22 protein-coding genes are annotated in these 26,733 nt (G+C 62.5%); 16 read left to right on the plus strand and 6 right to left on the minus strand.

What is annotated here, in order from left to right; all coding sequences use genetic code 11:
- Positions 1 to 146 precede the first annotated feature (146 nt).
- On the plus strand, positions 147 to 1,361 hold the full coding sequence (locus SKZ59_RS04955; RefSeq protein WP_319990973.1) for an MFS transporter: 1,215 nt from the start codon (positions 147 to 149) through the stop codon (positions 1,359 to 1,361).
- Positions 1,362 to 1,444: 83 nt separating this feature from the next.
- Complete coding sequence (locus SKZ59_RS04960; RefSeq protein WP_319990974.1) at positions 1,445 to 3,478, plus strand: GNAT family N-acetyltransferase; 2,034 nt, start codon at positions 1,445 to 1,447, stop codon at positions 3,476 to 3,478.
- 51 nt (positions 3,479 to 3,529) lie between these two features.
- On the opposite strand, the gene SKZ59_RS04965 is transcribed toward SKZ59_RS04960, so the two are convergent.
- Entirely contained in the window at positions 3,530 to 4,795 is a 1,266-nt protein-coding gene (locus tag SKZ59_RS04965) for a putative Na+/H+ antiporter (RefSeq protein WP_319990975.1), read from the minus strand.
- 206 nt (positions 4,796 to 5,001) lie between these two features.
- Here SKZ59_RS04965 and imuA point away from each other — a divergent pair, with 206 nt between their 5' ends.
- The 4 genes from imuA to SKZ59_RS04985 all read left to right on the plus strand — a co-directional run bounded on the left by imuA (position 5,002) and on the right by SKZ59_RS04985 (position 8,743).
- On the plus strand, positions 5,002 to 5,712 hold the full coding sequence (gene imuA / locus SKZ59_RS04970) for a translesion DNA synthesis-associated protein ImuA (protein ID WP_319991091.1): 711 nt from the start codon (positions 5,002 to 5,004) through the stop codon (positions 5,710 to 5,712).
- Complete coding sequence (locus SKZ59_RS04975; protein ID WP_319990976.1) at positions 5,642 to 7,129, plus strand: DNA polymerase Y family protein; 1,488 nt, start codon at positions 5,642 to 5,644, stop codon at positions 7,127 to 7,129. The genes imuA and SKZ59_RS04975 overlap by 71 nt, the downstream gene beginning before the upstream one ends.
- Positions 7,130 to 7,210: 81 nt before the next feature.
- Positions 7,211 to 7,915 carry a glutathione binding-like protein gene (locus SKZ59_RS04980; protein ID WP_219327600.1) on the plus strand — a complete coding sequence of 235 codons (705 nt, stop codon included), beginning with the start codon at positions 7,211 to 7,213 and terminating at the stop codon, positions 7,913 to 7,915.
- A gap of 69 nt (positions 7,916 to 7,984) precedes the next feature.
- Entirely contained in the window at positions 7,985 to 8,743 is a 759-nt protein-coding gene (locus tag SKZ59_RS04985) for an alpha/beta hydrolase family protein (protein WP_319990977.1), read from the plus strand.
- Positions 8,744 to 8,817: 74 nt separating this feature from the next.
- Here SKZ59_RS04985 and SKZ59_RS04990 read toward each other — a convergent pair whose 3' ends face one another.
- Positions 8,818 to 9,168, minus strand: coding sequence for a hypothetical protein (locus tag SKZ59_RS04990; protein ID WP_319990978.1), 351 nt, complete (start codon positions 9,166 to 9,168; stop codon positions 8,818 to 8,820).
- Positions 9,169 to 9,389: 221 nt separating this feature from the next.
- On the opposite strand from SKZ59_RS04990, the gene SKZ59_RS04995 reads away from it, so the two are divergent.
- From SKZ59_RS04995 to coaD, 5 genes are all read left to right on the plus strand, one after another.
- Complete coding sequence (locus SKZ59_RS04995; protein ID WP_319990979.1) at positions 9,390 to 9,857, plus strand: Hsp20 family protein; 468 nt, start codon at positions 9,390 to 9,392, stop codon at positions 9,855 to 9,857.
- Between the two features lie 274 nt (positions 9,858 to 10,131).
- Complete coding sequence (locus SKZ59_RS05000) at positions 10,132 to 11,646, plus strand: Do family serine endopeptidase (protein WP_051991101.1); 1,515 nt, start codon at positions 10,132 to 10,134, stop codon at positions 11,644 to 11,646.
- 31 nt (positions 11,647 to 11,677) lie between these two features.
- Entirely contained in the window at positions 11,678 to 12,337 is a 660-nt protein-coding gene (locus SKZ59_RS05005) for a response regulator transcription factor (RefSeq protein ID WP_034750756.1), read from the plus strand.
- Positions 12,338 to 12,339: 2 nt separating this feature from the next.
- Positions 12,340 to 13,674, plus strand: coding sequence for an ATP-binding protein (locus SKZ59_RS05010; RefSeq protein WP_034750754.1), 1,335 nt, complete (start codon positions 12,340 to 12,342; stop codon positions 13,672 to 13,674).
- 94 nt (positions 13,675 to 13,768) lie between these two features.
- Positions 13,769 to 14,917, plus strand: coding sequence for a pantetheine-phosphate adenylyltransferase (gene coaD / locus SKZ59_RS05015; RefSeq protein WP_319990980.1), 1,149 nt, complete (start codon positions 13,769 to 13,771; stop codon positions 14,915 to 14,917).
- A 2-nt stretch (positions 14,918 to 14,919) separates the two neighbouring features.
- Here coaD and SKZ59_RS05020 read toward each other — a convergent pair whose 3' ends face one another.
- Both SKZ59_RS05020 and SKZ59_RS05025 read right to left on the minus strand, forming a co-directional pair.
- The gene (locus tag SKZ59_RS05020) at positions 14,920 to 15,519 is read right to left on the minus strand and encodes a 2-hydroxychromene-2-carboxylate isomerase (RefSeq protein ID WP_319990981.1); all 600 of its coding nucleotides are present in this window, start codon (positions 15,517 to 15,519) and stop codon (positions 14,920 to 14,922) included.
- A 183-nt stretch (positions 15,520 to 15,702) separates the two neighbouring features.
- Positions 15,703 to 17,901 carry an OsmC domain/YcaO domain-containing protein gene (locus SKZ59_RS05025; protein ID WP_319990982.1) on the minus strand — a complete coding sequence of 733 codons (2,199 nt, stop codon included), beginning with the start codon at positions 17,899 to 17,901 and terminating at the stop codon, positions 15,703 to 15,705.
- A 148-nt stretch (positions 17,902 to 18,049) separates the two neighbouring features.
- Here SKZ59_RS05025 and SKZ59_RS05030 point away from each other — a divergent pair, with 148 nt between their 5' ends.
- Both SKZ59_RS05030 and SKZ59_RS05035 read left to right on the plus strand, forming a co-directional pair.
- Positions 18,050 to 18,598 carry a histidine phosphatase family protein gene (locus tag SKZ59_RS05030; RefSeq protein ID WP_319990983.1) on the plus strand — a complete coding sequence of 183 codons (549 nt, stop codon included), beginning with the start codon at positions 18,050 to 18,052 and terminating at the stop codon, positions 18,596 to 18,598.
- A gap of 114 nt (positions 18,599 to 18,712) precedes the next feature.
- Positions 18,713 to 19,102 carry a GNAT family N-acetyltransferase gene (locus SKZ59_RS05035; RefSeq protein WP_217653679.1) on the plus strand — a complete coding sequence of 130 codons (390 nt, stop codon included), beginning with the start codon at positions 18,713 to 18,715 and terminating at the stop codon, positions 19,100 to 19,102.
- A gap of 73 nt (positions 19,103 to 19,175) precedes the next feature.
- On the opposite strand, the gene SKZ59_RS05040 is transcribed toward SKZ59_RS05035, so the two are convergent.
- Positions 19,176 to 21,578 carry a TonB-dependent receptor plug domain-containing protein gene (locus SKZ59_RS05040; protein WP_081368282.1) on the minus strand — a complete coding sequence of 801 codons (2,403 nt, stop codon included), beginning with the start codon at positions 21,576 to 21,578 and terminating at the stop codon, positions 19,176 to 19,178.
- A 177-nt stretch (positions 21,579 to 21,755) separates the two neighbouring features.
- Entirely contained in the window at positions 21,756 to 22,541 is a 786-nt protein-coding gene (locus tag SKZ59_RS05045; RefSeq protein ID WP_319990984.1) for a PhzF family phenazine biosynthesis protein, read from the minus strand.
- Positions 22,542 to 22,685: 144 nt separating this feature from the next.
- Between SKZ59_RS05045 and SKZ59_RS05050 the strand changes: the two genes are divergently transcribed.
- The 3 genes from SKZ59_RS05050 (at position 22,686) to SKZ59_RS05060 (ending at position 26,716) form a co-directional block, all read left to right on the plus strand.
- Positions 22,686 to 23,051, plus strand: coding sequence for a DUF6516 family protein (locus SKZ59_RS05050; RefSeq protein WP_034750731.1), 366 nt, complete (start codon positions 22,686 to 22,688; stop codon positions 23,049 to 23,051).
- The gene (locus SKZ59_RS05055; RefSeq protein ID WP_034750728.1) at positions 23,048 to 23,398 is read left to right on the plus strand and encodes a transcriptional regulator; all 351 of its coding nucleotides are present in this window, start codon (positions 23,048 to 23,050) and stop codon (positions 23,396 to 23,398) included. The genes SKZ59_RS05050 and SKZ59_RS05055 overlap by 4 nt, the downstream gene beginning before the upstream one ends.
- Before the next feature lie 174 nt (positions 23,399 to 23,572).
- On the plus strand, positions 23,573 to 26,716 hold the full coding sequence (locus tag SKZ59_RS05060) for an error-prone DNA polymerase (RefSeq protein WP_319990985.1): 3,144 nt from the start codon (positions 23,573 to 23,575) through the stop codon (positions 26,714 to 26,716).
- The last annotated feature ends 17 nt before the right edge of the window (positions 26,717 to 26,733 follow it).

Consider the following 26,733-nt stretch of genomic DNA (forward strand, 5'->3'; position numbering starts at 1 on the left):
GGTATTTAAAAATCACAAAAACAGGCGTTAAAAATGCGAACTGGTATACAATTGGTACACGTTTTCAGTGTGAAGCCGTGTCCGCCGTCCCATGCCCCGACGGCTGATACGCACTGACGGCAGCCACCCACGTTACGGAACGCGCCATGTCCATCAAGTCGAAGCAGTTGCTGTGGTTTTTTGCGTTTTTTCTCGTCTTTGAGCTCAACATCTATCTGTCGAACGACATGATCATGCCGGCGATGCTGGGCATCGTCGAAGAGTTCCATGCGGAAAAAAAGTTCGTCCCCCTGTCCCTGAGCCTGTATTTGCTGGGCGGCAGCTCGCTGCAGATTTTCCTCGGGCCCCTGGCTGACTGCATCGGCAAGCGCAAGCTGGTGTTGACTGGCAATACCTTGTTCCTGCTGGCCACCTTGGCCGTGCCATTGACCGCCTCGATCGAGCAATTTCTTGCCGTGCGTTTCACCCAGGGCATGGGCTGCTGCTTCATCTTCATCGGCTATGCCATGATCCATGAACTGTTCGATGACATGGCGGCCGTCAAGCTGAGCAGCATTCTGTCGAGCACCACCATCCTCGCGCCCCTGGCCGGCCCCATCCTCGGCAGCGCCATCATCAGCCGGCTGGACTGGCGCTACGTCTTTTTCCTCTCGGCGCTGCTGGCGCTGCTGTCCTTGCTGGGCCTGTTCAAGACCATGCCGCGCGCGGCGCCCAAGGCCACGCGCCCGGACCTGGCCGCCATCATGCGCAGCTATGCCGCCATTTTCAGCAACGGCCGCTTCATGTTCGGCATGTTCACGGCCGGGCTGGCCACCGTGCCGCTGACGGCCTGGATCGGCTTTTCGCCCATCTTTGTGCTGCAGGAAATGGGCGCGTCCTACGCCACGTATATCGCCCTGCAATGCGTGATCTTGTCGGGCTTTGTCCTCAGCAGCATCGCCATCCAGCGCCTGCGCCAGGATTTCCCCCTCGTCTCCCTGCTGCGCATGGGCGGGCTGATCGCGGCCGCCGGCATGCTGGGCGCCGGCGCGGGCCGCCACCACGTCGACGTGTTTGCCGCCTGCATGTTTGTCTATTCCATCGGTTTCGGCCTGTTCAACGGCGCGCTGATACGTAGCGCCATCACGGCCAGCAAGGAGGCGATGACCTTGACGACGGCCGCCATGAGCTTGCTGTACTGCATTTATCTGTCCGCCTGGCTGCAGCTGTACAACGTGCTGTGCCAGCGCTTCGGTTATGCGCTGGAAACGTATGCGTTGCTCAATATTCCCGTCATCGTGGCCATCACGGCCTGCCTGCTGCTGTTTACGCGGGGCATGGCGGGGCGCCGGGAAAGCGGGGTGCGGCTGGCCCGGCACTGATGGCGCAACGATGCGCTTGTTCTCGACCTTGCTTTACCTCCTGCGAAGTTTATTGACACTCTCCTGCGGAAAATGGTGCGCCCATGAAAATAGATGACCTGGCCTCGAAACACGATCAAGCAAAGATTTTCAACCTCGAATACGAGTTCCGCATCAACCGGCTGAAACTCGATTACATCACCCTGGCCGATGTCCGGCCGGCCGGCAGCGACCTGGAGCAACTGGCCGTGGAGCACCAGACGGGCATCGCGGCCCTGCGCAGCTTCGTCGCCCTGAACTTCAACCATTTCAATGCGGCAAGCTGTTCCTCGCTCAGCTGCATTCCCACGCGCGCGCTCGGCGACGACGAGCGCTACCTGCACCGCATCTGGATGGGCGGACCGCTGCCGGCCATCGCGGCCGAAGCGATCGGACAGTGGGGCGCGGCGCTGGAAGAGGTGCGGCGCAACGGCGGCGCGCCGTACGTCTCCATCCTGTGGGTATGGGATGCGCAGCAGCTGCGCAATGACGAGCGCTTCAGCCCCACGGGCGGCGCCGGGCGCTACACGATAGGCCGCTACGCCATCGGCGGCACGACCCTGCATATCAACTCGCTGCGCGCGCTGGCGCTCGATTTCGCGCCGGCCCGCTTCGACACCCTCGATACCCTGCATACGCAGCGCTACTTCGCCACCTTGTCCGATTACTTCCGCATCCTCATCATGTGCGAATACGGCGGCCTGTATATGGATGTCGATACGATCCCGCATAATCCTGCGACGATTTTCCTGATGAAGCCGGAAGTGCCCGATTATTTCCAGCGCAAGGAGGATGGCAGCGAAGAGCGCCGGCATGTCAGCTGGATGAATCTGTTTCTCGATGAAACGGGCATGCTGATCGCCAAGAAGAACGATGCCGCGCTGCGCGTGATCCAGCGCAATGTGAACCTCGCCTATGCGGGCATCGACGCGCAGATTCCCCGTTCCTGCCCGCAATTCGAGGCGCAGCTGTTTGGCCAGTTCTATGCGGAATGGAAGAAAAACCTGGGCGTGACCGTGCTCAGCCATGCCGAGTTCTACCAGCGCTATTGCGTGCTGTATGACGGTGCGCGGGAGGCGGTGGCGGGCGGCATCCGCGGCATGCGCCTGCTGGACGATATCATTACCGACATGCACATTCCCTTGAGCGACGAGGAACGGCGCGCGTATGCGCGTTGCGTGGCGCGGCTCGACGAGATCGGCTGGCAGCTTGACGATCCTTTGATCCTGCCCGACATCGTCGATGTGTTCGATATCGAGGAAGTGCCGCGTATGGCCTATGCGGCCCAGTTGCGGGCCGACATCGACCATTTTCACTATTACTCGGTGCTGTCGGACGACCCGCAGCTCGACCGCGTGAATACTGTCTTTTGCCGCTACCTGCTGGCCCACCGTTCGCAGCATATTGCCGCCGGTGCTTTCTGGCGCCCGACCGTTGGCCGCCACGGCAGCCGCATGCCGGCCGTCAGCGATGTGGCCCCGCCAGGTGACGAGGCGCAGGCGGACCTGCTGTCGCATGCGCCGCTCACGCTGGTGCCGGGCGAACTGCTGGACGACGAGACGAAGAACCGCATGGCGAAGCTGCTGTTTGCCACCAGCTACCTCGAATACTGCTCGTTCGGCAATAAATTGAATCTGCAATTCGTCGAATTGCAGCGGCGGCAAAACATCGACCCGTATCTGGCGCACATCCACGGCCTGCATGACGAGGACGGGCGTTTCATCGGCTTTTTCACGGCCGCGACGATGGACGAGTTCCAGGCCTGCGGCGCCGTCTCCTATTACCGCGACGACATGAAGGCGCTCGACGATGCGTATGACGCCTTCGTGCTCGCGCATGCGCGTGCCGACGACTGTTTCGTCAGCAGCCTGGCCATCGACGAGAAATACCGGGGCCAGGGTTTATTCAGGCAGATGTTCCATGAAATCCGCGACCTGGCCAGCCGCAAGGGCTGCGCGCGCATCACCCTGACGGTGTGGGAAAAGAGCGAAGCGCTGCAAGTATATCTGCACAAGGGTTTTCGCAGCGTGGGCACGTTCGACTATGCCTACAGCCTGTTCTATGACCGGCTGCATTTCCTCGTGTATGACGGAAACTGAGGAGGAAATTGAGGAAGCAGGGGGCGGCCGGCAGCCGCCCCGTGAGTAGCGTTACAAAGCGAGGAAGGCCAAGGCCGCCACGGCCGTCGGCAGCAGGGCGCCGGCCAGCAGGCCGACGGCGCCGATCGATTCATCCTTGAAGCCGCGGCGCAGCAGGGCCACGCCGGCCGGGTTCGGCGCATTGGCGATGACGGTCAGGCCACCACCGGCCACGGCGCCGGCCATCAGCATGTATTTCGCTTCATCCGTCATGCCGACGATCAGCGAACCGAGGTAAGTGAGGGCCGCATTGTCGGTAATGGCCGTCAAGCCCAGGGCGCCGAAGAACAGGGCCAGCGGCTTCAGGCTTGAAACGATGGGTTGCAGCCACCATTGCTGCATGCCGCCCAGTACCACCAGGCCGCCCAGGAAGAAGCCGACCAGCAAGCCTTCCTTGAGGATCAGCGGGCTTTGATAGCGTTCGTACGCCTGCACGAAGCCGAGGAAGAACAGGAACAGGCCGATGAACAGCACGGGATGGTGCGCCAGGGTCACCACGCCGGCCAGCACGATCATGTGCACGAGGCTGACGGCCAGCGGCACTTTTGGCGCTTCCACCTCGCCGGCCTTCGGCTTGATGTCGGAAGTGTTGCTGTGCAGGTATTTGCGCAGCAGAATGCTCACGCCCGTGGCGTTGACGAGCACGGCGATGGCGGCCTTCCAGCCGAAATGGCTGGCCATGTAGGCGCTATCCCAGTTCCACGTGGTGGCCACCATCAGCACGGGCGGCGCCGCGTACGAGGTCAGGGTACCACCGATGGAAACGTTGACGAAGAGCACGCCCAGCGCGCCGTATTTCAGCCATTCAGGGATGCCCGGGCGGAAGATTTGCGGCGCCAGCATCAGCGCGGCCAGGGTCATGGCGGCCGGTTCCGTGATCAATGAGCCCGTCAGGGGCACGAGCGCGAGGCCCAGCCAGACGAGGCCCAGTTCCGTGCGCAGCGGCATCACGCGCGCCACGCTTTTCAACAGGCGCTGCACGGCGTCGAGCACAGGGCGCGAGGCGGCCACGACCATGACGACAAAGACGAACAGGGGCTCCGTGTAATGGCGCGACTCGGCATACTCGATGGCCGCATCGCTGCCCGAGACAAAGGCCATGATGAGGATCAGGATAAAGGCCCAGAAGCCGAACACGACTTCCACTTCGCCCAGCAAGTGCAGCAAGCCCGCATGGCGGGGATGGCGCCGCGACAAGGTTTCAAACGACTTGGCGGCAAAGGTGTGGATGAGCGCAAGGCCGAAGACGATGGCGCTGATGATTTGGATGGTGGTCAAATGCGTTTCCTTATGGACGGAGGAAGCCGGCTGGTACGTTGCCAACCGGTAAGGAGAGTGCTTATGGTACAGCAATCGATGCCGAAAACGGGGTTTTTCGGACATGGCGGAGCGGCCCCGGCGGTAGCGGCAGTCAGATAAACCTTGCCAAAAGTGGAGCTGGATAGTACTGTATATGCATACAGTATTCATCTATCTATCCAATGATGCAACATTCTCAATTGATGGCCTCGCCGGAAGCCTTGCACCCGTCCTTGTGGCGTGCATCGCAGCTGGGGCAGGGCGCCACGCGCTGCCTGGACACGGGCTTTGCCGCCCTGTCCGCGCAGCTGCCCGGCGGCGGCTGGCCCAGCGGCAGCCTGATCGATCTGCTGGTGCAGCAGCCGGGCAGCGGCGAATTGCGGCTGCTGGCCCCCGCGCTGGCGCAACTGCCGGGCTTGCCCATCGTGCTGTTGCAGCCGCCCCATCCGCCGCAGGCACTGGCCCTGGCCGCGCAGGGACTGGCGCCGTCGCAACTGCTGTGGCTCAAAAGCGCCGGCAGCAAGGATGCCTTGTGGGCGGCGGAAAATATCTTGCGCAGTGGTACCTGCGGCGCCTTGCTGTTCTGGCAGCCGCACGTGCGCGCCGACAGCCTGCGCCGCCTGCACCTGGCCGCGCAAAGCGGCAACACCCTGTTCTGCATGCTGCGCCCGCTGCACGGCGCGCAAGATGCGTCGCCGGCGCCGCTGCGCCTGTCCGTGCGCCCGGCCGCCGGCGGCATCGAGATCGGCTTCATCAAGCGCCGGGGACCGCAGCGCGACGCGCCCCTGTTCCTGCCCCTGCAACCTCCCTCATTATTGCGACGCCATGCGACTCTGGATCGGCCTGTGCCTGCCCCGGCTCCCGCTCGAAGTGTTTTGCCCGCGCTGGTCGGCTGACAGCCTCGGCGTGGTGCTGGAGCAGGAGCAAGTGATGGCCGTGTCGCCGCTGGCGCGGGCGGCTGGCATCAAGCCGGGCATGCGCCGCGCCGGTGCGCTGATGCTGGCGCCGCAGGCGCGCCTGCACGAGCGCTCGCCTGAACTGGAAGCGCAAGCCTTGCAAGCGGTGGCGCTGGCGCTGCTGCAATATTCACCGCTGGTGGCGCAAGGCGAGGAAGCGACCCTGCTGGTCGATGCGGGCGCCAGCTTGCGCCTGTTCGGCGGCGTGCGCGCCCTGTGTCGGCACATCGAGGCCAGCTTGCGCGCGCTCGGCTACACGGCCCAGTTGTCGTGCGCACCCACGGCGCGCGGCGCCTGGCTGCTGGCGCGCGCCGCTATGCGCCGGCGCCGCGTGCTGGGCATGGAGAGCCTCACCCGCCGCCTCGACGGCCTGCCGTGCGCCTTGCTGCCGCCCGCGCGCCCCTACCTCGACTGGTTCGAGGGCATCGGCTGCCGCACCCTGGGGCAGCTGCGCCACTTGCCGCGGCCCGGCTTGCAGCGCCGTTGCGGCGGGGCCTTGCTCGATATGCTCGACGATGCGCATGGCCACAGCACGGAATTGTTCGTGTGGCTCGAAGCGCCGCCCACGTTCCGCGCCAGCCTGGAATTGTTCGACCGCGTGGAGCATGCCGACGCGCTGCTGTTCGGCGCGCGCCGCCTGCTGCAGCAAATGACGGGCTGGCTGTGCGCGCGGCAATTTGCCGTCGAGCGCATCCAGCTGCTGCTGGCGCACGAGCGGGGCAGGGTGGCGCGTCCGCCCACCGTCATCGACCTGGCGCTGGGCGAGGCCGTGTGGCGCGACGAGCACCTGGTGCGCCTGCTCCAGGAGCGCCTGGCGCAGCTGGTGCTGGAGGCGCCCGTGATCGGCCTGACCCTGGAAGCGCTGCAGGTGCAGCCGATGGCGCCGCCCAGCGACAGCCTGTTTCCCGAGCCGGGCGGCACGCCGCAGGAACGCCAGCGCCTGCTGGAATTGCTGGTGGCGCGCCTGGGCACGGACAATGTCTTGCAGGCCGCGCCGCGCGCCGATTACCGCCCCGAGGCGGCCAACCAGTGGCTGCCGCTGCCGGCCAAGGCCGGCGCAAAAAACGCGCTGCCGGACTTGCCGCCAGGCTTGCCCGGCATGCCCCGTCCCGGCTGGCTGCTGGCCCAGCCCATCGCCCTGCTGATGCGCGAGCACCGGCCGTTTTATGGCTCGCCCTTGAAAATGGTGTCCGTTGCCGAACGCATAGAGGCGGGCTGGTGGGGCCAGTCGCAGGCGCGCGATTACTTCATCGCCGAAGGCCTCGACCACGCCCATTACTGGGTCTACCGCGAGCGCATTGCCGGCAGCGGAGAAGACGCCGCGCCGCGCTGGTTTTTGCATGGCTTGTTTGGCTGAATGGGCTGTCCTGCTGAAACTGCCATGCTTGGCTATACTGGCTTCCCGGCGCCGCATCTTTCATTGAAACAAAGGATATCCATGACACAGCTTTCCGACTTCCCCATCACCCAAAAATGGCCTGCCCTTCATCCCGAGCGCCTGCAGCTGTATTCGCTGCCGACGCCGAACGGCATCAAAGTTTCGATTTTGCTGGAAGAGCTGGGCCTGGCCTACGAGCCGCACCTGGTCAGCTTCGAGACAAACGACCAGACATCGCCCGCCTTCCTGTCCCTCAATCCCAACAACAAGATTCCCGCCATCCTCGATCCGAACGGTCCCGATGGCAAGCCGCTGGCGCTGTTCGAGTCGGGCGCCATCCTGCTGTACCTGGCCGAAAAGACGGGCAAGTTCATCCCCCAGGACACGGGCCTGCGCTATGAAACGATACAGTGGCTGATGTTCCAGATGGGCGGCATCGGCCCCATGTTCGGCCAGGTGGGCTTCTTCCACAAATTCGCCGGCAAGGATTACGAGGACAAGCGTCCGCTCGAACGCTACCTCGGCGAAGCCAAGCGTTTGCTGGGCGTGCTCGAGCAGCGCCTGCAGGGCCGCGACTGGATCATGGGCAGCCAATACACGATTGCCGACATCGCCATCTTCCCGTGGGTGCGCTGCCTGGTGGGTTTTTACGGTGCGGGCGATCTCGTCGGTTTTAACAACTTCCCGAATGTGCAGCGCGTGCTGGATGCTTTCCTGGCCCGGCCTGCCGTCATCAAGGGGCTCGACATACCATCGCGTGGCTAAAACAGCCGTGGTCGGACAGCGCTACAATGCGCCATCGGCCGCGCTGCGCGGCAGCTTTGATCTGAGACAATGAAATCCACCCGGCAAGACTTTCCCGGCGCGCACGGCCATGTGCTGGCGGCGCGCCTCGATGCGCCCGACGGCGCCATCCGCGCCTACGCGCTGTTCGCCCACTGCTTTACCTGCGGCAAGGACGTGCTGGCCGCGCGGCGCATCGCGCAAGGCTTGACGGAACACGGCATTGCCGTGCTGCGCTTCGACTTCACGGGACTGGGCGCCAGCGAAGGCGAGTTCGCCGCCACGAATTTCTCGTCGAACGTGGACGACCTGGTCGCCGCCGCCGACTTTTTGCGGGCCAGACACGCCGTGCCGCAATTGCTGATCGGCCACAGCCTGGGCGGCGCCGCCGTGCTGGCCGCCGCGTCGCAAGTGCCGGAAGCGACCGCCATCGCCACCCTGGCCGCGCCGAGCACGCCCGCCTACGTGACGCGCATGTTCAGCGACCACCTGGAAAAAATCGCCGCCGAAGGCGAAGCGCTGGTGCAGCTGGAAGGGCGGCCCTTCCGCATCCGCCAGCAATTCGTCGACGACGCTGGCAGCCACAGCTTAAAAGAGCACATCGCCGGCCTGCGCCGCGCCCTGCTGGTGATGCACGCGCCGAACGACACGACGGTCAGCCTGTCGAATGCGATGGATATCTTTACGGCGGCCAAGCACCCCAAAAGCTTCGTTTCGCTCGACGACGCCGACCATCTGTTGACGGGGCGCGATGACGCTGCCTACGTCGCCAACGTGATCGCCGCGTGGAGTGCGCGCTATATCAGCTAAGTAACTAAGCGGCCGCCCATGAAAAACGCCGCGGCAGCAGAAGCTGGCGCGGCGCAGATGGGGGAGAAAACGGATCAGTCTTCGTCAAACTCGGCCGAAAGATCCTTCCAGCCCTTGCTCACGGCAAAGGCCGAGAATTCCTCGGGCGCTTCCAGAACAATCAGTTTCTTGTCTTGCAGGCCCAGGTCGCCATGGCCGAAGTCGGGGCCCACGTAGCCGAGGCTGCGCAGGCGGGCCAGGATGTGGCTGACCAGGGTCTTGTCCTTGTAGGCGCCCGCTTCGAGCGGGGCGGCGAAATCGACGTAGACGTCGATGATGCCGTAGCCTTCGTCGAAGATGCGGATGGCCTTGATGTCGTGGGCACGGCCGGAGCCGTCGGTGGCCTTGAAGGGGCCGCTGAGCTGGATGTCGGTGTCATTGTTCATGCCGTCAGCATACACCAAAAGCCGGCCCCGCATGGGGGGCGCCATGCAAAATCCCCGGGATGGGTCATGTAAAATTTTCTTACAAATTTCGCGGCGTCTGGGGCGCTTTTTGCCAATTTCAAGGCCTTGAAAGGGACTGGAGAGGCCGTATATCGGTAACAAGCGGATGCTCATCGTGAGGTCCGCCCCTCTTATCGCTTCATTTGAAAAGGATATTTATCATGCGTACTTTTGACCTTGCTCCCCTCTACCGTTCCGCCATTGGCTTTGACCGCCTGGCACAGCTGCTCAACGAACAACGCGCCGATGCGCAACCGAGCTATCCACCGTACAACATCGAACTGGTGTCGGAAGACAAGTACCGCATCGTGATGGCATTGGCTGGCTTCTCGCGCGAAGAGATCGACATCATCACCGAACGCGACTCCCTGCACGTCACGGGCCGCAAGCAGAAAGATGGCGTCGAGCGCACGTTCTTGCACCGCGGCATCGCTGCCCGCGATTTCGAACAGCGTTTCCAGCTGGCCAACCATGTGAAGGTCACGGGCGCCACGTTTGAAAACGGCATGCTGACCATCGACCTGGTGCGTGAAGTGCCGGAAGCGCTGAAACCGCGCAAGATCGAGATCGGCGCCGGCAGCAATACCGCCGCTAACGTGAATGCGCTGGAACAGCGTCAAGCGGCCTGATCTGATCGTGGCGCCCCTTCGGGCGCCCTGGCAGCCGGGAGGGTTCCCTTCCTCCCCATGCAGTAAAATACTGGCCGGTTGATCCGGCCAGTGTCACGTCTGGAGCCCGTTCGGGCCCTTCATTGAGCGCCATGCAAGGTGCATGCTGCAGGCCAGATTAAGCCATGCTTAAAGGCGCAAATACCTGTTTCCAAATAGAAAAATGTTAAGCACCGCCTAAGACTCGTGGCCCACTATTGCATACATCAAAATCTCATTAAATGAGGAGCAATTCATGGAACAGCAAACGAATACCGCATCCCTGAAAATCAAACGCACCGTAGCCGCGCTGGCCGCGATCGGTGTGCTGGGCGCCGGTGGCGCCATGGTGGTGCATCAGAACAATGCCGGCGCGAATGCCGCTGCCGCTGCCCCAGGCGCCCCCGTGGCTGCCGCCGTGGCGCCCGCCGCTGCCGCGCCGCTGGTGGCCTTGCCCGACTTTAGCCAGATCGCCGCGCGCAACAGCCCGGCCGTCGTCAATATCAGCGTGACGGGCAGCACCAAGGTGGCTTACGACCCCTCGGCCCAGGCCGGCAATGACGACTTCGGCAACGACCCGTTTTTCGAATTCTTCCGCCGCTTCCAGGGGCCGCAGGGCGGGCAGCGCGGTGGCCGCGACGTGCCCACGCATGGCCTTGGTTCCGGCTTCATCGTCAGCCCCGACGGCATCATCATGACGAACGCCCACGTGGTGCGCGATGCGCGCGAAGTGACCGTCAAGCTCAACGACCGCCGCGAATTCCGCGCCAAGGTGTTGGGCACGGACCCGAAAACCGATATCGCCGTGCTGAAAATCGACGCCAACAACCTGCCCGTCGTGCCGCTCGGCCATTCGAGCGACCTGAAAGTGGGCGAGTGGGTGCTGGCCATCGGTTCTCCTTATGGCTTCGACAGCACGGTGACGGCCGGCGTAGTCAGCGCCAAGGGCCGCTCCCTGCCGGACGACAGCAATGTGCCGTTCATCCAGACGGACGTTGCAGTGAACCCCGGAAACTCGGGCGGCCCGCTGTTCAACACGCGCGGCGAAGTGGTCGGCATCAATTCGCAGATCTACAGCCAGACGGGCGGCTTCCAGGGCCTGTCGTTCGCCATCCCGATTGACCTGGCCGGCCGTATCAAGGACCAGATCGTCGCCACGGGCAAGGCCAGCCACGCCAAACTGGGCGTGACGGTGCAGGAAGTCAACCAGGGCTTTGCCGATTCGTTCAAGCTGGCCACGCCGGAAGGCGCCTTGGTCGCCAATGTGGAGCGGGGCAGCCCGGCCGACAAGGCGGGCCTGAAATCGGGCGACGTGGTGCGCAAGGTGAATGGCCAGCGCATCATCGGCTCGGCCGACTTGCCGGCGCTGGTGGGCACGTCCTTGCCAGGCGACAAGATCACCATGGATGTCTGGCGTGACGGCAAGATCGTGAGCCTGACGGCAACCCTGGGCAATGCGGCCGACAAGGTGGCCGACGTGGCGAAGAGCGACAGCGCCGCCGGCAAGGTAAAGCTGGGCCTGGCCCTGCGTCCGTTACAATCGGATGAAAAACGCGAGGCGGGCATCAGCGCCGGCCTCTTGGTGGAAGACGCGGGCGGTGCTGCGGCCAACGCCGGAGTGCAGCCGGGCGACGTGCTATTGTCGGTCAATGGCCGTCCCGTCAACACGGTCGAGCAGGTGCGCGACGTGGTGGAAAAATCCGCCAAGTCGGTCGCCTTGCTGATACAGCGGGGCCCCGACAAGATTTTTATTCCGGTGCGTTTGGGCTGAAAACAAGAGTAACGAGATAGAGAGGCAAGCCATGCGCTTATTGCTGGTAGAAGACGATACGATGATCGGCGAGGTGGTGCTCGATTTGCTGCGCGCCGAGCATTACGCGGTGGATTGGGTCAAGGATGGCGACATGGCCGATACGGCCCTGCAGACGCAGACCTATGACCTGGTATTGCTGGACCTGGGCTTGCCGCGCAAGGATGGCCTCGACGTGCTGCGCTCGATGCGCTTGCGCAAGCTCGACACGCCGGTTCTCGTGGCCACGGCGCGCGACGCCATCGAGCAGCGCATCGCCGGCCTCGACGCGGGCGCCGACGATTACGTCTTGAAACCGTATGATCTCGACGAACTGCTGGCGCGTATCCGCGCCCTGCTGCGGCGCGCCTCGGGACGGCCGGAACCGGTCTTCGAACACCAGGGCGTTTCCATCAATCCGCTGACGCGCGAAGTGATCGCCGAAGGGCATCCCGTCAACCTGTCAGCACGCGAATGGGCCGTGCTGGAAGCCTTGATCGCGCGCCCCGGCATCGTGCTGTCGCGCGCGCAACTGGAAGAAAAACTGTACAGCTGGAAGGATGAAGTCAACAGCAATGCCGTGGAAGTGTATATCCATGGCTTGCGCAAAAAGCTGGGCAGCGACTTGATCCAGAACGTGCGCGGCCTCGGCTACATGGTGCCCAAGGCATGAGGATGAAGGTCACGGTGACGCACTCGCTGCGCGGCCGCCTGCTGTGGTTTTTGCTGGCGGCCATCATCATGGCGGCCCTGGCGCAAGCGTCGATCGCCTACCGCAGCGCCCTGTACGACGCCGACCAGATTTTCGACTATCACATGCAGCAGATGGCCCTGTCGCTGCGCTCCGGCGCGCCGCTGGCCAACCATGCGCAAGCCTTGCCGGCCGACCCTGTCAACAACGACATGGTGGTGCAGGTATGGACGCCGGACGGCGTGCAGGTGTTCCGTTCGATCACGCGCGCGGAATTGCCGCAGCGCGCCGTGCTGGGCTTTTCGAATGTAAAGGCCAACGGCACGACTTACCGCATCTTCTCCGTGCAGACCAGTTCCCAGACCGTGCAGATCGCCCAGGACATGGCCGTGCGCAAGCGCATGGCCGGCAGCCTGGCGCTGCGCACGGTGGGGCCCATCGCGCTGATGGCGCCGATTTTGATGCTGGTCGTCTGGTGGGTCGTCAGCGGTTCGCTGGCGCCCGTCTCTCGCGTGCGCAAGCAGGTGGCGGCGCGCCAGGCGGACGATTTGTCGCCCGTTTCGGAAGCGGGCTTGCCCGACGAGGTGCGCCCTCTGGTGCATGAGCTGAACCTGCTGTTCGGCCGCGTGAAAACGGCATTCGACGCGCAGCAGCATTTCGTTGCCGATGCCGCCCATGAATTGCGTACGCCGCTGGCGGCATTGAAGCTGCAGGTATTGAGCCTGGAGCGGGCCGAATCGCAGGAAAAGCGCAGCCTGGCGATCTCCCGCGTGAGCGCCGGCATCGAACGGGCCACGCGTCTGGTCGAGCAGTTGCTGGTGCTGGCGCGCCAGGAAGCGAGTGCCGCCAGCGGCGACCAGTTGCAGGCGGTGGACTTGAACGACGTCGTCAAGCGCGCGCTGGGCGACATGGCCGGCATCGCGCAGGCGCGCAAGATCGACCTGGGCCTGCATCACATGGATGCGGCCAAGGTGGCGGGGCAGGCCGATGCGCTCAACATCATGCTGCGCAACCTGGTCGACAACGCCATCAAGTACACGCCGCAGGGCGGCACGGTCGATATCGACCTGCGCGCCAGCCCCGTCGGCGTGACCTTGTCCGTGGAAGACAGCGGCCCCGGCATCCCGCCCGAGGAGCGCGAGCGCGTCTTCAGCCGCTTCTACCGCGTGCCCGGCACGGACGCCAACGGCAGCGGCCTGGGGCTGGCCATCATCAAGGCCATCGCCGAGCGCCATGGCGCGCGCCTGGTGCTCGATAAATCCGAGCGCCTGGGCGGCCTGTGCGTGCGCGTGGAGTTTCCGCAAGCTGTGAAAAAATAGCGTTTTGATCATGATCTTTGGCATGTTGCATTGACGCGCGCGCCGCTGGCATATATTGTCTGCGCAATAAGCAATCAAGCAAACGGAGCGCAGCATGCAGAAGATCGGCTTTTCAGGAACCCTCGACCCCATCACCAACGGCCATATGTGGGTGATCGGCGAAGCGCGTTCGCTCGCCGACGAGGTGATCGTGTTCCTGTCGCAAAACCCCGCAAAACGTCCCCAATTTCCCGCCGAAGACCGCAAGCGCATCATCGAACAGAGCGCGCGCGAGTGCGGCTGGGACAATGTGCAGGTGGTCATCGTCAAGGGCGACTACACGGCCCGCGCGGCGAAAAAGCACGGCTGCGACTACCTGATCCGCGGCATCCGCACAACGGCCGATTTCGACTATGAAAACCTGATTCAGCAAACCAATGTGGACGTGCTGCAGGGCGCCAAGACCATCTTCGTGATGCCGCCGCGCGACCTCGGCTCCGTCAGTTCCAGCTTCGTCAAGGCGCTGGAAGGCCCTGTGGGCTGGAACTGGACCATGAAGAAATTCGTCCCCGGTCCCGCCTACCAGGCATGGATACTCGACTGCCTGCGCAAGGAGTGGGAAGCGCTGTGGAACTATACAACCGCCTCGCAAGATGACATCGCACTGGCGGACCACTGGTTCGCGCACCTGACGGGACCGCAGGCGTATGGCGGCGCGGACCGCCACTATCACAACCTCGACCATCTGGTGCATGGCCTGTCCGAGATCCGGGTGTGGGCCGACAATACCTTTGCGCCCAAGCGCGACAGCGCGCTGGTCAAGAAGGCGTTCTGGTTCCACGACGCCGTCTACAGCCACGACGACGATGCCCTGTATTCGAGCGAAGAGGCGAGCGCCCAGCTGTGGCTGGCCAGCGGCCTCGATGCGGGCGACAACCTGGATGTGGCGCAATTGATACGCGCCACCGATCACTTCCAGGGACCCGGCATCAGCCATGCGCTGAAGGACGCCATGCTCAGCGCCGACCTGGCCATCCTGGGGCAGGATGAAGAAGTGTATCAAGCGTATACGCAAGCCATCGGAAGAGAATACGCGCACGTGGACCCCGTGCGCTTCAACGAACAGCGGGGCCTGGCCCTGCAGCACCTGAGCGCCAAGGCGCAGGCGGGCCAGCTGTTTGGCGATGCGTATTTCGCCGACCAGTACAACGAGCGGGCAATCGAGAACATGCGGAAGGAGATCGCGGCGCTGGCGGGGAGTTGAGTTTAACGGCGGCTGGCTGCTGCATGCAGCAGTGCATCCTCGAGCCGGTCATTGCCCCAGAATAATTCCCCAGCGCTGACGAAGCTGGGGGCACCGAACAGGTTCAGCGCTTGTGCCTGCTCGGTCTGGCGGCGCAGCCGCAGCTTGTTATCTTGTGTCAAAGCCAGCACCAGGACGGCGCGTGCATCGAGACCCAGTTCTTCCAAGGCTTCGCTGACGGCCTCGATGTTGTCGATATCGCGGTCCGCGGCAAAATTCATCGTCATCATGCGGCGCGCGAATGGCGCAATCCAGCCCTGGTCCGCGCCGATCAAGGCCACACGCATGGGCAAGAGGGCCGTGCGGGGAAAGGAACTCGGCTGCTGCCATGGCAACGCGTACTTTTCGCACTGGCGCGCCATGTCGCGCCACGTGTAGTCGCCCTTGAGTTTTTGCAAGATGAAGGGCGATGTCTGCCAGCCCAGCGCCTTGAAGACGACGCCCAGCAGGAAGGGTTTCCAGATCACATGCACCTTCTTTTCATGCGCGAGCGCTTCGATGCGCATGGCGCTCAGGTAGCTGTAGTTGCTGCCGAAATCGAACCAGAATTCCAGTGTGGCCATGGCATCGCTTCCAGGTGATGATGCTAAGTAGGGCGTAATAAATTATTGTCATTTCTGACTTCCATAACCGGCGCTCTGCGGTGTTGCCCGCTGCTAGCAGTGCTTGCACTGCGTCGCAGCGGGCGCCTTGCAGAGCATCCGGTTCTGTTCGTCATAACTTCACAATAATTTCCCACGACCTACTTAGCGAGCCGCCGCCTTGGCGCGCGCCGCGTGCAGTTTCTTGAAGCTGTCGATCAGGCGCTGATGCCTGTCGAGGCCTTCCAGCTGCATGCTGGTCGGGGTCAGGCCGAAGAAGCGCACGCTGCCTTCCACCGAGCCCAGCACCGCGTCCATGCGTTCGTTGCCAAACATGCGGCGGAAATTGACGACGTAGTCGTCCAGTTCCAGTTCGTCATCGAGCTCCACTTCCAGCACCACGTTCATGGCCTGGTAAAACAGTTTGCGCTCGAGCGTGTTGTCGTTGTACTGCAGGAAGGTTTCCACCAGCTCTTTCGCTTCCTCGAATTGCTGCAAGGCGAGATGAATCAGCAGCTTCAATTCCAGGGTCGTCAACTGGCCCCACACCGTATTTTCGTCAAATTCGATGCCGATCAGGGTGGCGATGTCGCCGTACTCGTCGAGTTCGCTGTTTTCCAGGCGGTCGAGCAAGTCTTCCAGGCCGGCATCGTCCAGGCTATGCAGGTTCAGGATGTCGGCACGGAACAGTAGCGCCTTGTTGGTGTTGTCCCAGATCAGATCTTCGACCGGATACACTTCCGAATACCCGGGCACGAGGATGCGGCAGGCCGTGGCGCCCAGCTGGTCGTACTCGGCCGTGTACACTTCCTTGCCCATGCCGGCGAGGATGCCGAACAGCGTCGCCGCTTCCTCGGCATTCGAGTTCTCGCCGTGGCCGGAAAAATCCCACTCGACGAAATCGTAATCGGCCTTGGCGCTGAAGAAGCGCCACGAGACGATACCGCTCGAATCGATGAAGTGTTCGACGAAGTTGTTCGGCTCGGTGACGGCTTCGCTGGCAAACGTCGGCTGCGGCAAGTCGTTGAGGCCTTCAAAGCTGCGGCCCTGCAGCAATTCCGTCAGGCTGCGCTCGAGCGCCACTTCCAGGCTCGGGTGGGCGCCGAACGAGGCGAACACGCCGCCCGTGCGCGGGTTCATCAGGGTGACGCACATCACCGGGTACACGCCGCCCAGCGACGCATCCTTGACCAGCACGGGGAAGCCTTGCTCTTCCAGGCCGGTGATACCGGCCACGATGCCCGGGTATTTCGCCAGCACTTCCTGCGGCACGTCGGGCAGGGCGATCTCGCCTTCGAGGATTTCGCGCTTGACGGCACGTTCGAAAATTTCCGACAGACATTGCACCTGCGCTTCAACCAGGGTATTGCCGGCGCTCATGCCATTGCTGACGTACAGGTTTTCGATCAGGTTCGACGGGAAATACACGACTTCGCCATCCGAGTGACGCACATACGGCAGCGAGCAGATGCCGCGCTCGGCATTGCCGGAGTTGGTGTCGATCAGGTGCGAGCCGCGCAGCTCGCCATCGGGGTTGTAGATATCCAGGCAATATTCGTCGAGAATTTCCTTCGGCAACGCATCCTTGCGGCCCGGCTTGAACCAGCGCTCGTTCGGGTAGTGGACGAATGGCGCGTTGGCGATGTCCTCGCCCCAGAACGAACCGGCGTAGAAATGGTTGTTGCTGAGTCGCTCGATGTACTCGCCCAGGGCCGACGCCAGCGCGCTTTCCTTGGTCGCGCCCTTGCCGTTGGTGAAACACATGGGCGAATGCGCATCGCGGATATGCAGCGACCAGACATTCGGGATGATGTTGCGCCACGAGGCGATTTCAATCTTGATGCCCAAGCCGGCCAGCAGGCCCGACATATTGGCGATGGTCTGTTCCAGCGGCAAATCCTTGCCGACGATATAGGTATTCGCGCCAGGGGCTGGATTTAAAGCCAGCAAAGCCTGCGCATCGGCGTCCAGGTTTTCCACTTCTTCGATCACGAACTCGGGACCCGTTTGTACCACTTTCTTGACCGTGCAACGGTCGATCGAGCGCAGGATGCCCTGGCGGTCCTTGGCCGAGATATCGGCCGGCAGCTCGACCTGGATCTTGAAAATCTGCTGATAACGGTTTTCTGGATCAACAATATTGTTTTGCGACAGGCGGATGTTTTCGGTGGAAATATTGCGCGTATCGCAATACAACTTCACGAAGTAGGCCGCGCACAGTGCCGATGATGCCAAAAAGTAATCGAACGGGCCAGGCGCCGAGCCATCGCCCTTGTAGCGGATGGGCTGGTCGGCGATGACCGTAAAATCGTCGAACTTGGCTTCGAGACGCAGCTTGTCGAGAAAGTTGACTTTAATTTCCATGAGGTAATCCAATACAGTGCTTATGAGTTAGGCGCTATTATCCGTGCTTTCTGCCGCAGGGCAAACATTGTTCACTGCGGCTGTGCTGGCCGGGCACCGTCGGGGCAATGAGGCAGGCTGATAAATATGCGAGGCGACCGAACTGAACATGCGAATAACACTGATGCGTCACGGCGAGCCGCAACTCGCCAAGGGCGGCTGGATAGCGCCCATGCAAATGGGACAGTGGATTGATCTCTACAATCAATCGCTGATCAAGGAAGGCGGCATCCCTGCGGAGTGCCCCGAGGCAGCGCTTTCCGCGTCGACCATCGTGGCCAGCACGGCGCCCAGGGCGTGCTCATCGGCCAGGGCACTGGGCGACTTGCCATTCACGCAAGAGGCGATTTTCATTGAAGCGGAGCTTCCCTTTGCGCTCTGGAAAGCGCCCTGGCTGCCGCCTGAAGCCTGGGCAGTGATTTTCCGCCTGCTCTGGCTTTGCGGTTATGCGCGCGGCTCGGACTCGCTGACGCTCACCCGGCAGCGTGCCAGGGCCGCCGCCGAGCGGCTTGTTGCGCTTGCCGCCAAGGGGCCTGTGCTGCTGGTCGGACATGGCATCATGAATCGTTTGATCGGCAAGGAGTTGCAGGCATTGGGTTGGCTTGCCCGCAACAGGCAAGGCAGCCGCTACTGGAGCATGGGCGTCTACGAGTTGTGAAACTGGTGGGGCGTGGATCGATACAATAGATGGTGATGTGATCGAAACGCTTGGACCTTCCCATTGCGAAGGTCAGCGTCATCCATAAAGAAGGCCGTGCCGATGCAAATTTCCATGAATGATGTGATCACCGAGCAAGAAGTGATAGCCCTCTACAAGGCCAATCACTGGTCGTCCGCGGAAAAGCCCAAAGAGCTGATGGCTGCGCTGCGCAATTCCCACAGCCTGGTGACGGCCCGTGCCGATGGCAAATTGATTGGCATCGGCAATGCCATTTCCGATGGCCATCTGGTTGTCTACTTTCCGCATATGCTCGTCGATCCGATGGCGCAAGGCCAGGGTGTCGGCAGAAGGATGATGGCGGCCATGCTGGAAAAATATGCGGGATTTCACCAGCAAATGCTGACGGCGGACGGCAAGGCCATCGCGTTCTACGAATCCGTGGGATTTGTTCGTGCCGGGAAAACAGAGCCCATGTGGATCTATGCGGGCGATGAGCATTGAATGGTGATGCCGACATAAAAACAGCGGCTGCCCATGCTGGCGCAGCCGCTGTTTTTTTAGGTGGACACGGTGGTCAGAACTTCACCCACAGCCGTCCGAAATACGAAGCGCCGTTCAGGCCGAACTGCACGCTGTCGTATTTGAAGCCGTTATCCGTCTCATCCGCGTTTTGCGTGGTGGGCTTGACGTTGAAGATGTTGTTGCCGCCGAAAGTCAGCTTGGTGTTCTTGCTGATGCTGTAGGTGAAGCTCAGGTCGGCTGACGTCTTGGCCTTGTAGCGGGCGTTCGGTACGCCTTCGGCCGTGCCGCTGAAGGTGCCCAGGGTTTGCGGACCAAAGTAGATGATGCGCAGGTCCGATTCCAGCTTGCCCGTGATGTAGTCGAAGCCCAAGGTGGCTTTCGCGCGCGGGCCGCCCTGTTCGATGAACAGGCGTTCGCGCTCGGACAGCAAGACATCCTCGAAGCCCGTCAGCGAGGCGGGCGTCTTGACTTTCGTCACTTCCGTCTTGCTCAAGTTTAAGGCCACGAAGGTGTTCAGGCGGTTGCCGGCCAGCTCGCCCTTGTGCGAAGCCGTCAGGTCCAGGCCGCGCGTGCGCGTGTCGATGGAGTTGACGAAGAATTGCGCCTCGCCCACGCCCAACAGGGCCAGGCGCGCGGCCAGGTCAGGGTAGTTGTCGGCATTGAAGCGGCCCGACAGCACGATGCGGTCCTTGATCTTGATGTTGTACAGGTCGGCCGTGACGGAGATGGCTTGCGTCGGCGTCCAGGTGGTGCCCAAGGTAAAGCTGGTGGATTTTTCCTCTTTCAACTTCGGGATCCCTGCCGCATTGGCGACGGTGCCGCCGTTCGGCGCCAGCACCACGTCGGTGGGCACGCCGCCGATGAAGTCGGTGAAGGTGGACGAGAAATATACTTGCTGCAACGATGGCGCCCGGAAACCCGTGCTGGCCGAACCGCGCAGCAGCACGTTCGGCGCCAGCTTGTAGCTGCCGGCCAGCTTGCCCGTCACGGTGGAGCCGAAGTCGCTGAATTTTTCATAGCGCAGGGCGGCCTGGGTTTTCAGGCGTTCCGTCCATTCCAGTTCCACGTCGCCATACGCGGCGATGCTGTGGCGCTTGGCCTTCGTGGCGTCGCCGGGCTGGAAGCCGGGGAAGCCCTGGCTGCCCGCATTGCCGCCCACACCCACGCCGTCGGCGTCGTTGTAGGAGCCCGGTTCGCCAGCCATGATCTTGTATTCCTCGCTGCGGTACTCGGCGCCGAAGGCCACGTTCATGCCGCGCATTACCGTATCATAGTAGCGGCTGAAGTCGGCGTTGCTGGTCAGCTGCTGGAACGAGAAGCCGCCCGCGTCGTAGCTGCTGGCGCTGACGCCCTTGCCGCCGTTCATCAAGTCGAGGTTGGCGATCGAGGCGTTCAGCGTATTGCTGATGTCGTAGCGCATCTTGTTGTAGCCATAGGTTTGCGAAAAGTCCGCATGCCATTCGCCGATCTGGCTGCGGTGGCCGATGGTGGCGTACTGGTCGTCGATCTTGCCGTTAATGAAAGGCACGAAACCGTCCGGGTACATGGCGGCCGAATTGCGCGATGGAATGTCGTCGCTGCCGATGCCGCCCCGGCCAAATGCGGCGCTCGAGGCGTCGCGCGTCTGTGCGCCGGCCGTGAAGTACAGCTTGCCCGTGCCGCTGGTGGCGTAGTCGCCATTCACGTACAGGGTTTTGTTCTTGGATTTGGTGTCGCCGATGATGCGCATGCTGTCGGAATCGGCCCGGTTCGAGCGGCCCCGGTCCAGGTATTCGCCGGTGATGGCCAGGGTGCCCTTGTCGCCCAGCGCAATGCCGCAATAGGCGGAGGTCATGTAATTCTTGCCGTCGCCTTCCGAATACTGGCTGTAGCCGGCCACCGCTTCGCAGCCCAGGCTTTTCTTCAGTTCGATGTCGATCACGCCGGCAATGGCGTCCGAGCCGTACTGGGCGGCGGCGCCGTCGCGCAGCACTTGCACGTTCTTGATCGCCAACAAGGGAATCGCATTCATGTCCGTGCCCGTGTTGCCGCGGTTGCGCGCGCCAAACAGGTTGACGAGGGCCGTCGTGTGGCGCCGCTTGCCGTTGACCAGCACGAGGGTCTGGTCGGAGCCGAGGCCGCGCAGGGCGGCTGAATCGATCAGGTCGGCCCCGTCGGCGCCCGTCTGGCGCGTGGAATTGAACGAGGGCGAGATGTATTGCAGCGATTGCGCCAGGTCGAATTGGCCGCCTTGCTCGGCCACCTTGGAAATCGGAATGATATCGACCGGCACCATCGTATCGGTGGAAGAGCTGGCGACCCTGCGCGAGCCGACCACGCTAACCGTTTGTACGGGGCCTTCTGTGGCCGCAGGGTCGTTGCTCTGCGCCATGGCGGCGGGACTGAAGGCGGCCAGGGCGGCGCTGCCGTACAGGCTGATGAGGACTGCTTTACGCAAGGTGGTGAGGGTCGGCACGCAGTATCTCCAAGTGGCTGATGAGCAAGATTCGTGACTTGATTCTAGTGCCATCATTTCACCATTCACCAGCGATACTTTGTTTTCTTATTACAAATTTGTAGTAACTGTTGTTTCCTGGTTGATTAACTTTTCGCCGCTGCCCGGCTTGCCTTGTACTGGTGCGGCATGCCCCGTTCAGGTGCTGCGTTGCACCATGCCGCCCACCCAGATTGCCTGCGCGCTGTATTGCACCTCGATCAAACATGGCTGCTGCGTCACGTGGCCCTGATGCAGGCGCAGCGACTGTTGCAAATGGGCTGACAGCGCGCCTGCCGCCACGCCCGTGGCGCTGTCTTCCAGCGCCGGGTCGAGGTGGTTGAAGTTGCGTCCTTCGTACTCGTGTTCGCCCGTGCGGCAATACGCATAGCAGCCGTTGACCTTGTGCAAGGCGCTCCAGTCGGCGATCAGTTCCAGGTTCGGCCGCAACGCGCGCAGGGTGGTGCGGTCGGCCACTTCCAGCAGCAGCTTCGGGCTGCCGACGGAGGCGATCACGGGCGGCGACAGCAAGTGCATGTGCTGGCCCATCAGTTCCGACGGCACATATTTTTCCACCATGACGGCAGGCGCCGGTTGCGGTGTCAGGCCGATGAATATACCTTCCGCGCGGCGCACCAGCTGCAAAGCTTGCCCGCGCATGGCCGTGGTCACCGTCAAGGCTGCCGGTGCGCCAGGCGCCGTCAGCAGCACATGCGCGGCCGCGAGGGTGGCATGCAGGCACAGGGGACTGCGCGTGTGCGGATAAAAATAGTCGAGCACGACGCCTCCGTCCGCTTGCCGGTCGAGGAAGACGCAGGCGCTGACCTGGCGTTCGCGGGCAAATTGCTGGCGCGCCGTTTCGCTGCTGTCGTCGTTTTCCACGACCAGCGCCGCATTGCCGCCACCGGGTGCGGCGCCGAAACATTTCAATAAGTGGACGAGCATGGTGGGCGAGGCATAAGGTAAAACACGAGCATAAACGAAAATATGCGCAACGCCTCTTGCAATCCTGCCAGCCTGTAGCGACAAGGCTCTGCTTATTGACGCCTTCGTAGAAGTTGCATATCAACTGATGATATACTTTGCCGCATGTGGATCGATCCTGCCATTGATACATTGCTGGACCTTGATGGTTCCATACTCGACCAGGATGGCGGTTATTGGATCAAGATAGAAGCCAGACGGACAAAGGTATCGGATGAGATCCCCCACGGCATACGCTACTCGCTGACGTTGCACGAACCGTATGGCAAACGCATCCTCGGTTACGACAATGCCCATATGGTGAAGCCGCCAAAGAAATTCAAATATGCGGGACGTATCGTGACTTTTGACCATAAACACCGTCATCCCTCAGATCAGGGAGTGCCATACGAATTCAAGGACGCACAGCATCTGATCAATGATTTCTTTGCTGACGTGGACCGCATTTTGCTGGAGGTAAAAAAGCAATGAAACCGATTTTTATTGGCATCATGCCGCAAGAGAAAATCCGCGAACGCGTGCTCGCCATCGCTCGTGGTACCTATAAACCGAAGCCGAACGAACCCAAAGTCTGGTTCACTTCCATCAAATCGCTGGCGGAAGTCCTGAGCGACGAAAACCGGGCATTGCTGCACGTGATTCTGGAAACGCAACCGGAATCCATCTCGGCCTTGGCTGAGACAACGGGCCGTAAACCGAGCAATCTGTCGCGGACACTGAAAACCATGTCCAACTACGGCATCGTGGAATTGAAACGGGAGCGCAATCAAGTTCGTCCCATCGCCACCGCAACGGAGTTTCGTATTGTCGCGCATTGACTTTTCATGCTCTCAGCTTTTGACTTTCTAAATCAACAGCTGTTGCGCTTCCCTGCCACCTCTCCCTTCCGTTCGCTATGGCTTCTTCATGCAGTGCTGGCCCCTGCTTAAACCGGCCCCTTGCTTCCAGATGAGTATAGTATACTGTGTTTATATACAGTATTGAGGTGGATCATGTGGGGCGCCGTCTTACCCGAGTATGCTGAGCTGTACTGCTTGAGCAATTTCAGCTTCCTGCATGGAGCCTCGCATGCGGAAGAACTGGTGGCGCGCGCCGTCCAGCTCGGGTACAAGGGGTTGGCCATTACTGACGAGTGCTCGCTTGCGGGCGTCGTGCGCGCCCATGCGGCGGCCAAACGGGCCGGTTTTCCGCTGATTATCGGCGCGCATTTTCATTTGACGCAGGCCGACGGCAGCCCGGCCCTGTCCTTGCTGGCGCTGGTGCGGGACATCGACGGTTATGGCAACTTGTCGGAGCTGATCACGATGGCGCGCACGCGGGCGGCCAAGGGGCGCTATTTGCTGACGCCCGACGATTTTGCTGCGCCTTCGGCGGAGTTTGCCCATTTGCGGGGGCTGCCTGGCTGCCTGATGATCTTGCTGCCCAGCTATCCGGCCCAGCCGGAAACCGTGCGCGCGCAGGGGGCGTGGATGGCGGCCACCTTTGGCGGCGAGCGCAGCTGGATCGGCCTGAACCTGCTGCAGCGGGCGCAGGATGACGCGCACCGCGGCGCCGTGCAGGCGGCCGCGCAGGCGCAGGGCTTGTCCGTGGTGGCCGTCGGCCACGTGTGCATGCACGTGCGTTCGCGCAAGCCCTTGCTCGATACCCTGTGCGCCATTCGCGTGGGCAAGCCCGTGGGCGAATGCGGCTATGCGTTGGCGCAAAACGCGGAGCAGCATTTGCGCGCGCGCTTGCGGCTGGCCAATGTGTATCCGCCGCAAGCGCTGGCGGAAACCTTGCGCATCGCGGACCTGTGCAAGTTCTCGCTCGACAGCCTGTGCTATGACTATCCCGACGAACTGGTGCCGCAAGGCCACACGCCGGCGACCTATCTGCGCGAGGAAACATATGCGGGCGCGCGTATCCGCTTTCCGCTGGGCATTCCGGCCAACGTGCAGGAGCAGATCGAGCAGGAGCTGGATCTGATCGCCGAGCTGTCGTATGAAGCGTACTTTTTGACCGTGTACGATATCGTGCGCTTTGCCCGCTCGCAAAACATCCTGTGCCAGGGCAGGGGCTCGGCCGCCAATTCGGCCGTCTGCTATTGCCTGCACATCACGGAAGTGGACCCGGCACGCGGCAATTCGCTGGTCGGGCGCTTCATGTCGCGCGAGCGCAACGAGCCGCCCGACATCGACGTCGACTTCGAGCACCAGCGGCGCGAAGAGGTGATTCAATATATCTACGGAAAATATGGGCGCGAGCGGGCTGCGCTGGCCGCCGTGGTGATCAGCTACCGTCCGAAAAGCGCCTTGCGCGACAGCGGCCGGGCGCTGGGGATCGACCTGGCCATCGTGGAAAAAGTGGCCAAGGCGCACCGCTGGTTCGACGGCAAGCGCGATCTGTTGGAGCGCCTTGCCGAATGCGGGCTCGACCCGGAAGCGGCATTGTCGCAGCAGTGGGCCGGCCTGGCGCAGCAGCTGCTGGGCTTTCCCCGCCATCTGTCGCAGCATCCGGGCGGCTTCGTCATTGCGCATGGAAAATTGTCGCGCCTGGTGCCGATTGAAAACGCCACCATGGCCGAGCGCAGCGTCATCGAGTGGGACAAGAACGACCTCGAGGAGCTGGGCTTGATGAAGGTCGACGTGCTGGCGCTGGGCATGCTGTCGGCCCTGCGCCGCGCTTTGGAACTGGTCGGTGCGCGGCGCGGTGAGGAGTTCCGCCTGCAGGATATTCCCCGCGAAGACCCGGCCACCTACGACATGATGTGCGAGGCCGACACCATCGGTGTGTTCCAGATCGAGTCGCGCGCGCAGATGAGCATGCTGCCCCGGCTGCGGCCCCGTGAATTCTACGACCTCGTCATCGAAGTGGCGCTGGTACGCCCCGGCCCCATCCAGGGCGGCATGGTGCATCCGTATCTGCAGCGCCGCCAGCAGAAGGAACTGGTCGAATATCCGAAGGGCCTGGAAAAGGCGCTGGGACGCACTCTGGGCATTCCTATTTTCCAGGAACAGGTGATGCAGGTGGCTATCATCGCGGCCGATTTCACGCCCGGCGAAGCGGACCAGTTGCGGCGCGCCATGGCGGCCTGGAAACGCAAGGGCGGCATGAACAATTACCATGACCGCATCGTCAATGCCATGGTGGACAATGGCTATGAGAAAAAGTTTGCCGAGGCCATCTTCAGCCAGATCGAGGGCTTTGGCGAATACGGTTTTCCCGAGTCGCACGCGGCCAGTTTCGCCCTGCTGACGTACGCCAGTTCCTGGCTGAAATGCCACGAACCGGCCGCCTTCCTGTGCGCCTTGCTCAACAGCCAGCCCATGGGTTTTTACAGCCCTTCGCAACTGGTGCAGGATGGTCGCCGGCATGGCGTGCAGGTGCTGCCCGTCGACGTGGCCATCAGCGCCTGGGAAGCGACGTTGGAAGAGACTGTGGAAGGGGCCGCGCCCGCCGTGCGCCTGGGCTTGAACAGCCTGTTCGGCATGCGTGCCGAGGCCGCCCGGCGTATCGAGGATGCGCGCGCCATTGCCGCTTTTATCGACGTGGCCGACCTGGCCCTGCGTGGCGGCCTGGACCGTCATGATTTGCAGGTGCTGGCCGCCGGCAACGCGCTGCACGCGCTGGCCGGGCACCGGCGCGAAGCGCTGTGGCAGGCGGCCGGCGCCGTGCCCGACAGGGATTTGCTGCGCGCCACGACGCAAGAGGAAGATTTGCCCATGCTGGCCGCGCCGACGGAAGGCGAGAGCATCGTCAGCGACTACCGCGCGCAAGGCCTGACCCTGGGCCGCCACCCGCTGGCGCTGCTGCGCAGGCAATTGCTGGAACAGCGTTTCATGCCCGCGTCCACGCTGATGACGTACACGAGCGGACAAGTGGCGCGCGCCTGCGGCATCGTCACCGTGCGCCAGCGGCCGGGCACGGCCAAGGGCGTGATCTTCATGACCCTGGAAGACGAGACGGGCACCGTCAACGTCATCGTCTGGCCCGACCTGGTGGAAAGCCAGCGGCGCGAAGTGCTGAGTGCGCCACTGCTGGGCGTGTACGGCGTGTGGCAGCGCGAGGGCATCGTGCGCAACCTGGTGGCCAAGCGCCTGGTCGACATGTCGCATCTGCTGGGACGCTTGCGCACCAGCAGCCGGGATTTTTGTTGAGAATTGTCTTGTTTGCC

The sequence above is a fragment of the Janthinobacterium sp. GMG2 genome, assembly GCF_033949445.1.
Classification (GTDB): Bacteria; Pseudomonadota; Gammaproteobacteria; order Burkholderiales; family Burkholderiaceae_D; genus Janthinobacterium; species Janthinobacterium aestuarii.

Bases quoted from the DNA above. Each gene is read 5' to 3' on its own strand.
- SKZ59_RS04975 (WP_319990976.1), top strand. From the start codon at position 5,642: ATGCGACTCTGGATCGGCCTGTGCCTGCCCCGGCTCCCGCTCGAAGTG.
- SKZ59_RS05060 (WP_319990985.1), top strand. From the start codon at position 23,573: ATGTGGGGCGCCGTCTTACCCGAGTATGCTGAGCTGTACTGCTTGAGC.
- SKZ59_RS05005 (WP_034750756.1), top strand. From the start codon at position 11,678: ATGCGCTTATTGCTGGTAGAAGACGATACGATGATCGGCGAGGTGGTG.
- SKZ59_RS05020 (WP_319990981.1), bottom strand. From the start codon at position 15,519: ATGGCCACACTGGAATTCTGGTTCGATTTCGGCAGCAACTACAGCTAC.
- SKZ59_RS04995 (WP_319990979.1), top strand. From the start codon at position 9,390: ATGCGTACTTTTGACCTTGCTCCCCTCTACCGTTCCGCCATTGGCTTT.
- SKZ59_RS05000 (WP_051991101.1), top strand. From the start codon at position 10,132: ATGGAACAGCAAACGAATACCGCATCCCTGAAAATCAAACGCACCGTA.
- SKZ59_RS05035 (WP_217653679.1), top strand. From the start codon at position 18,713: ATGAATGATGTGATCACCGAGCAAGAAGTGATAGCCCTCTACAAGGCC.
- imuA (WP_319991091.1), top strand. From the start codon at position 5,002: ATGCAACATTCTCAATTGATGGCCTCGCCGGAAGCCTTGCACCCGTCC.
- SKZ59_RS04955 (WP_319990973.1), top strand. From the start codon at position 147: ATGTCCATCAAGTCGAAGCAGTTGCTGTGGTTTTTTGCGTTTTTTCTC.
- SKZ59_RS04985 (WP_319990977.1), top strand. From the start codon at position 7,985: ATGAAATCCACCCGGCAAGACTTTCCCGGCGCGCACGGCCATGTGCTG.
- SKZ59_RS05030 (WP_319990983.1), top strand. From the start codon at position 18,050: ATGCGAATAACACTGATGCGTCACGGCGAGCCGCAACTCGCCAAGGGC.
- SKZ59_RS05025 (WP_319990982.1), bottom strand. From the start codon at position 17,901: ATGGAAATTAAAGTCAACTTTCTCGACAAGCTGCGTCTCGAAGCCAAG.
- SKZ59_RS05055 (WP_034750728.1), top strand. From the start codon at position 23,048: ATGAAACCGATTTTTATTGGCATCATGCCGCAAGAGAAAATCCGCGAA.
- SKZ59_RS04980 (WP_219327600.1), top strand. From the start codon at position 7,211: ATGACACAGCTTTCCGACTTCCCCATCACCCAAAAATGGCCTGCCCTT.
- coaD (WP_319990980.1), top strand. From the start codon at position 13,769: ATGCAGAAGATCGGCTTTTCAGGAACCCTCGACCCCATCACCAACGGC.
- SKZ59_RS05045 (WP_319990984.1), bottom strand. From the start codon at position 22,541: ATGCTCGTCCACTTATTGAAATGTTTCGGCGCCGCACCCGGTGGCGGC.
- SKZ59_RS04960 (WP_319990974.1), top strand. From the start codon at position 1,445: ATGAAAATAGATGACCTGGCCTCGAAACACGATCAAGCAAAGATTTTC.
- SKZ59_RS04990 (WP_319990978.1), bottom strand. From the start codon at position 9,168: ATGAACAATGACACCGACATCCAGCTCAGCGGCCCCTTCAAGGCCACC.
- SKZ59_RS05050 (WP_034750731.1), top strand. From the start codon at position 22,686: ATGTGGATCGATCCTGCCATTGATACATTGCTGGACCTTGATGGTTCC.
- SKZ59_RS05010 (WP_034750754.1), top strand. From the start codon at position 12,340: ATGAAGGTCACGGTGACGCACTCGCTGCGCGGCCGCCTGCTGTGGTTT.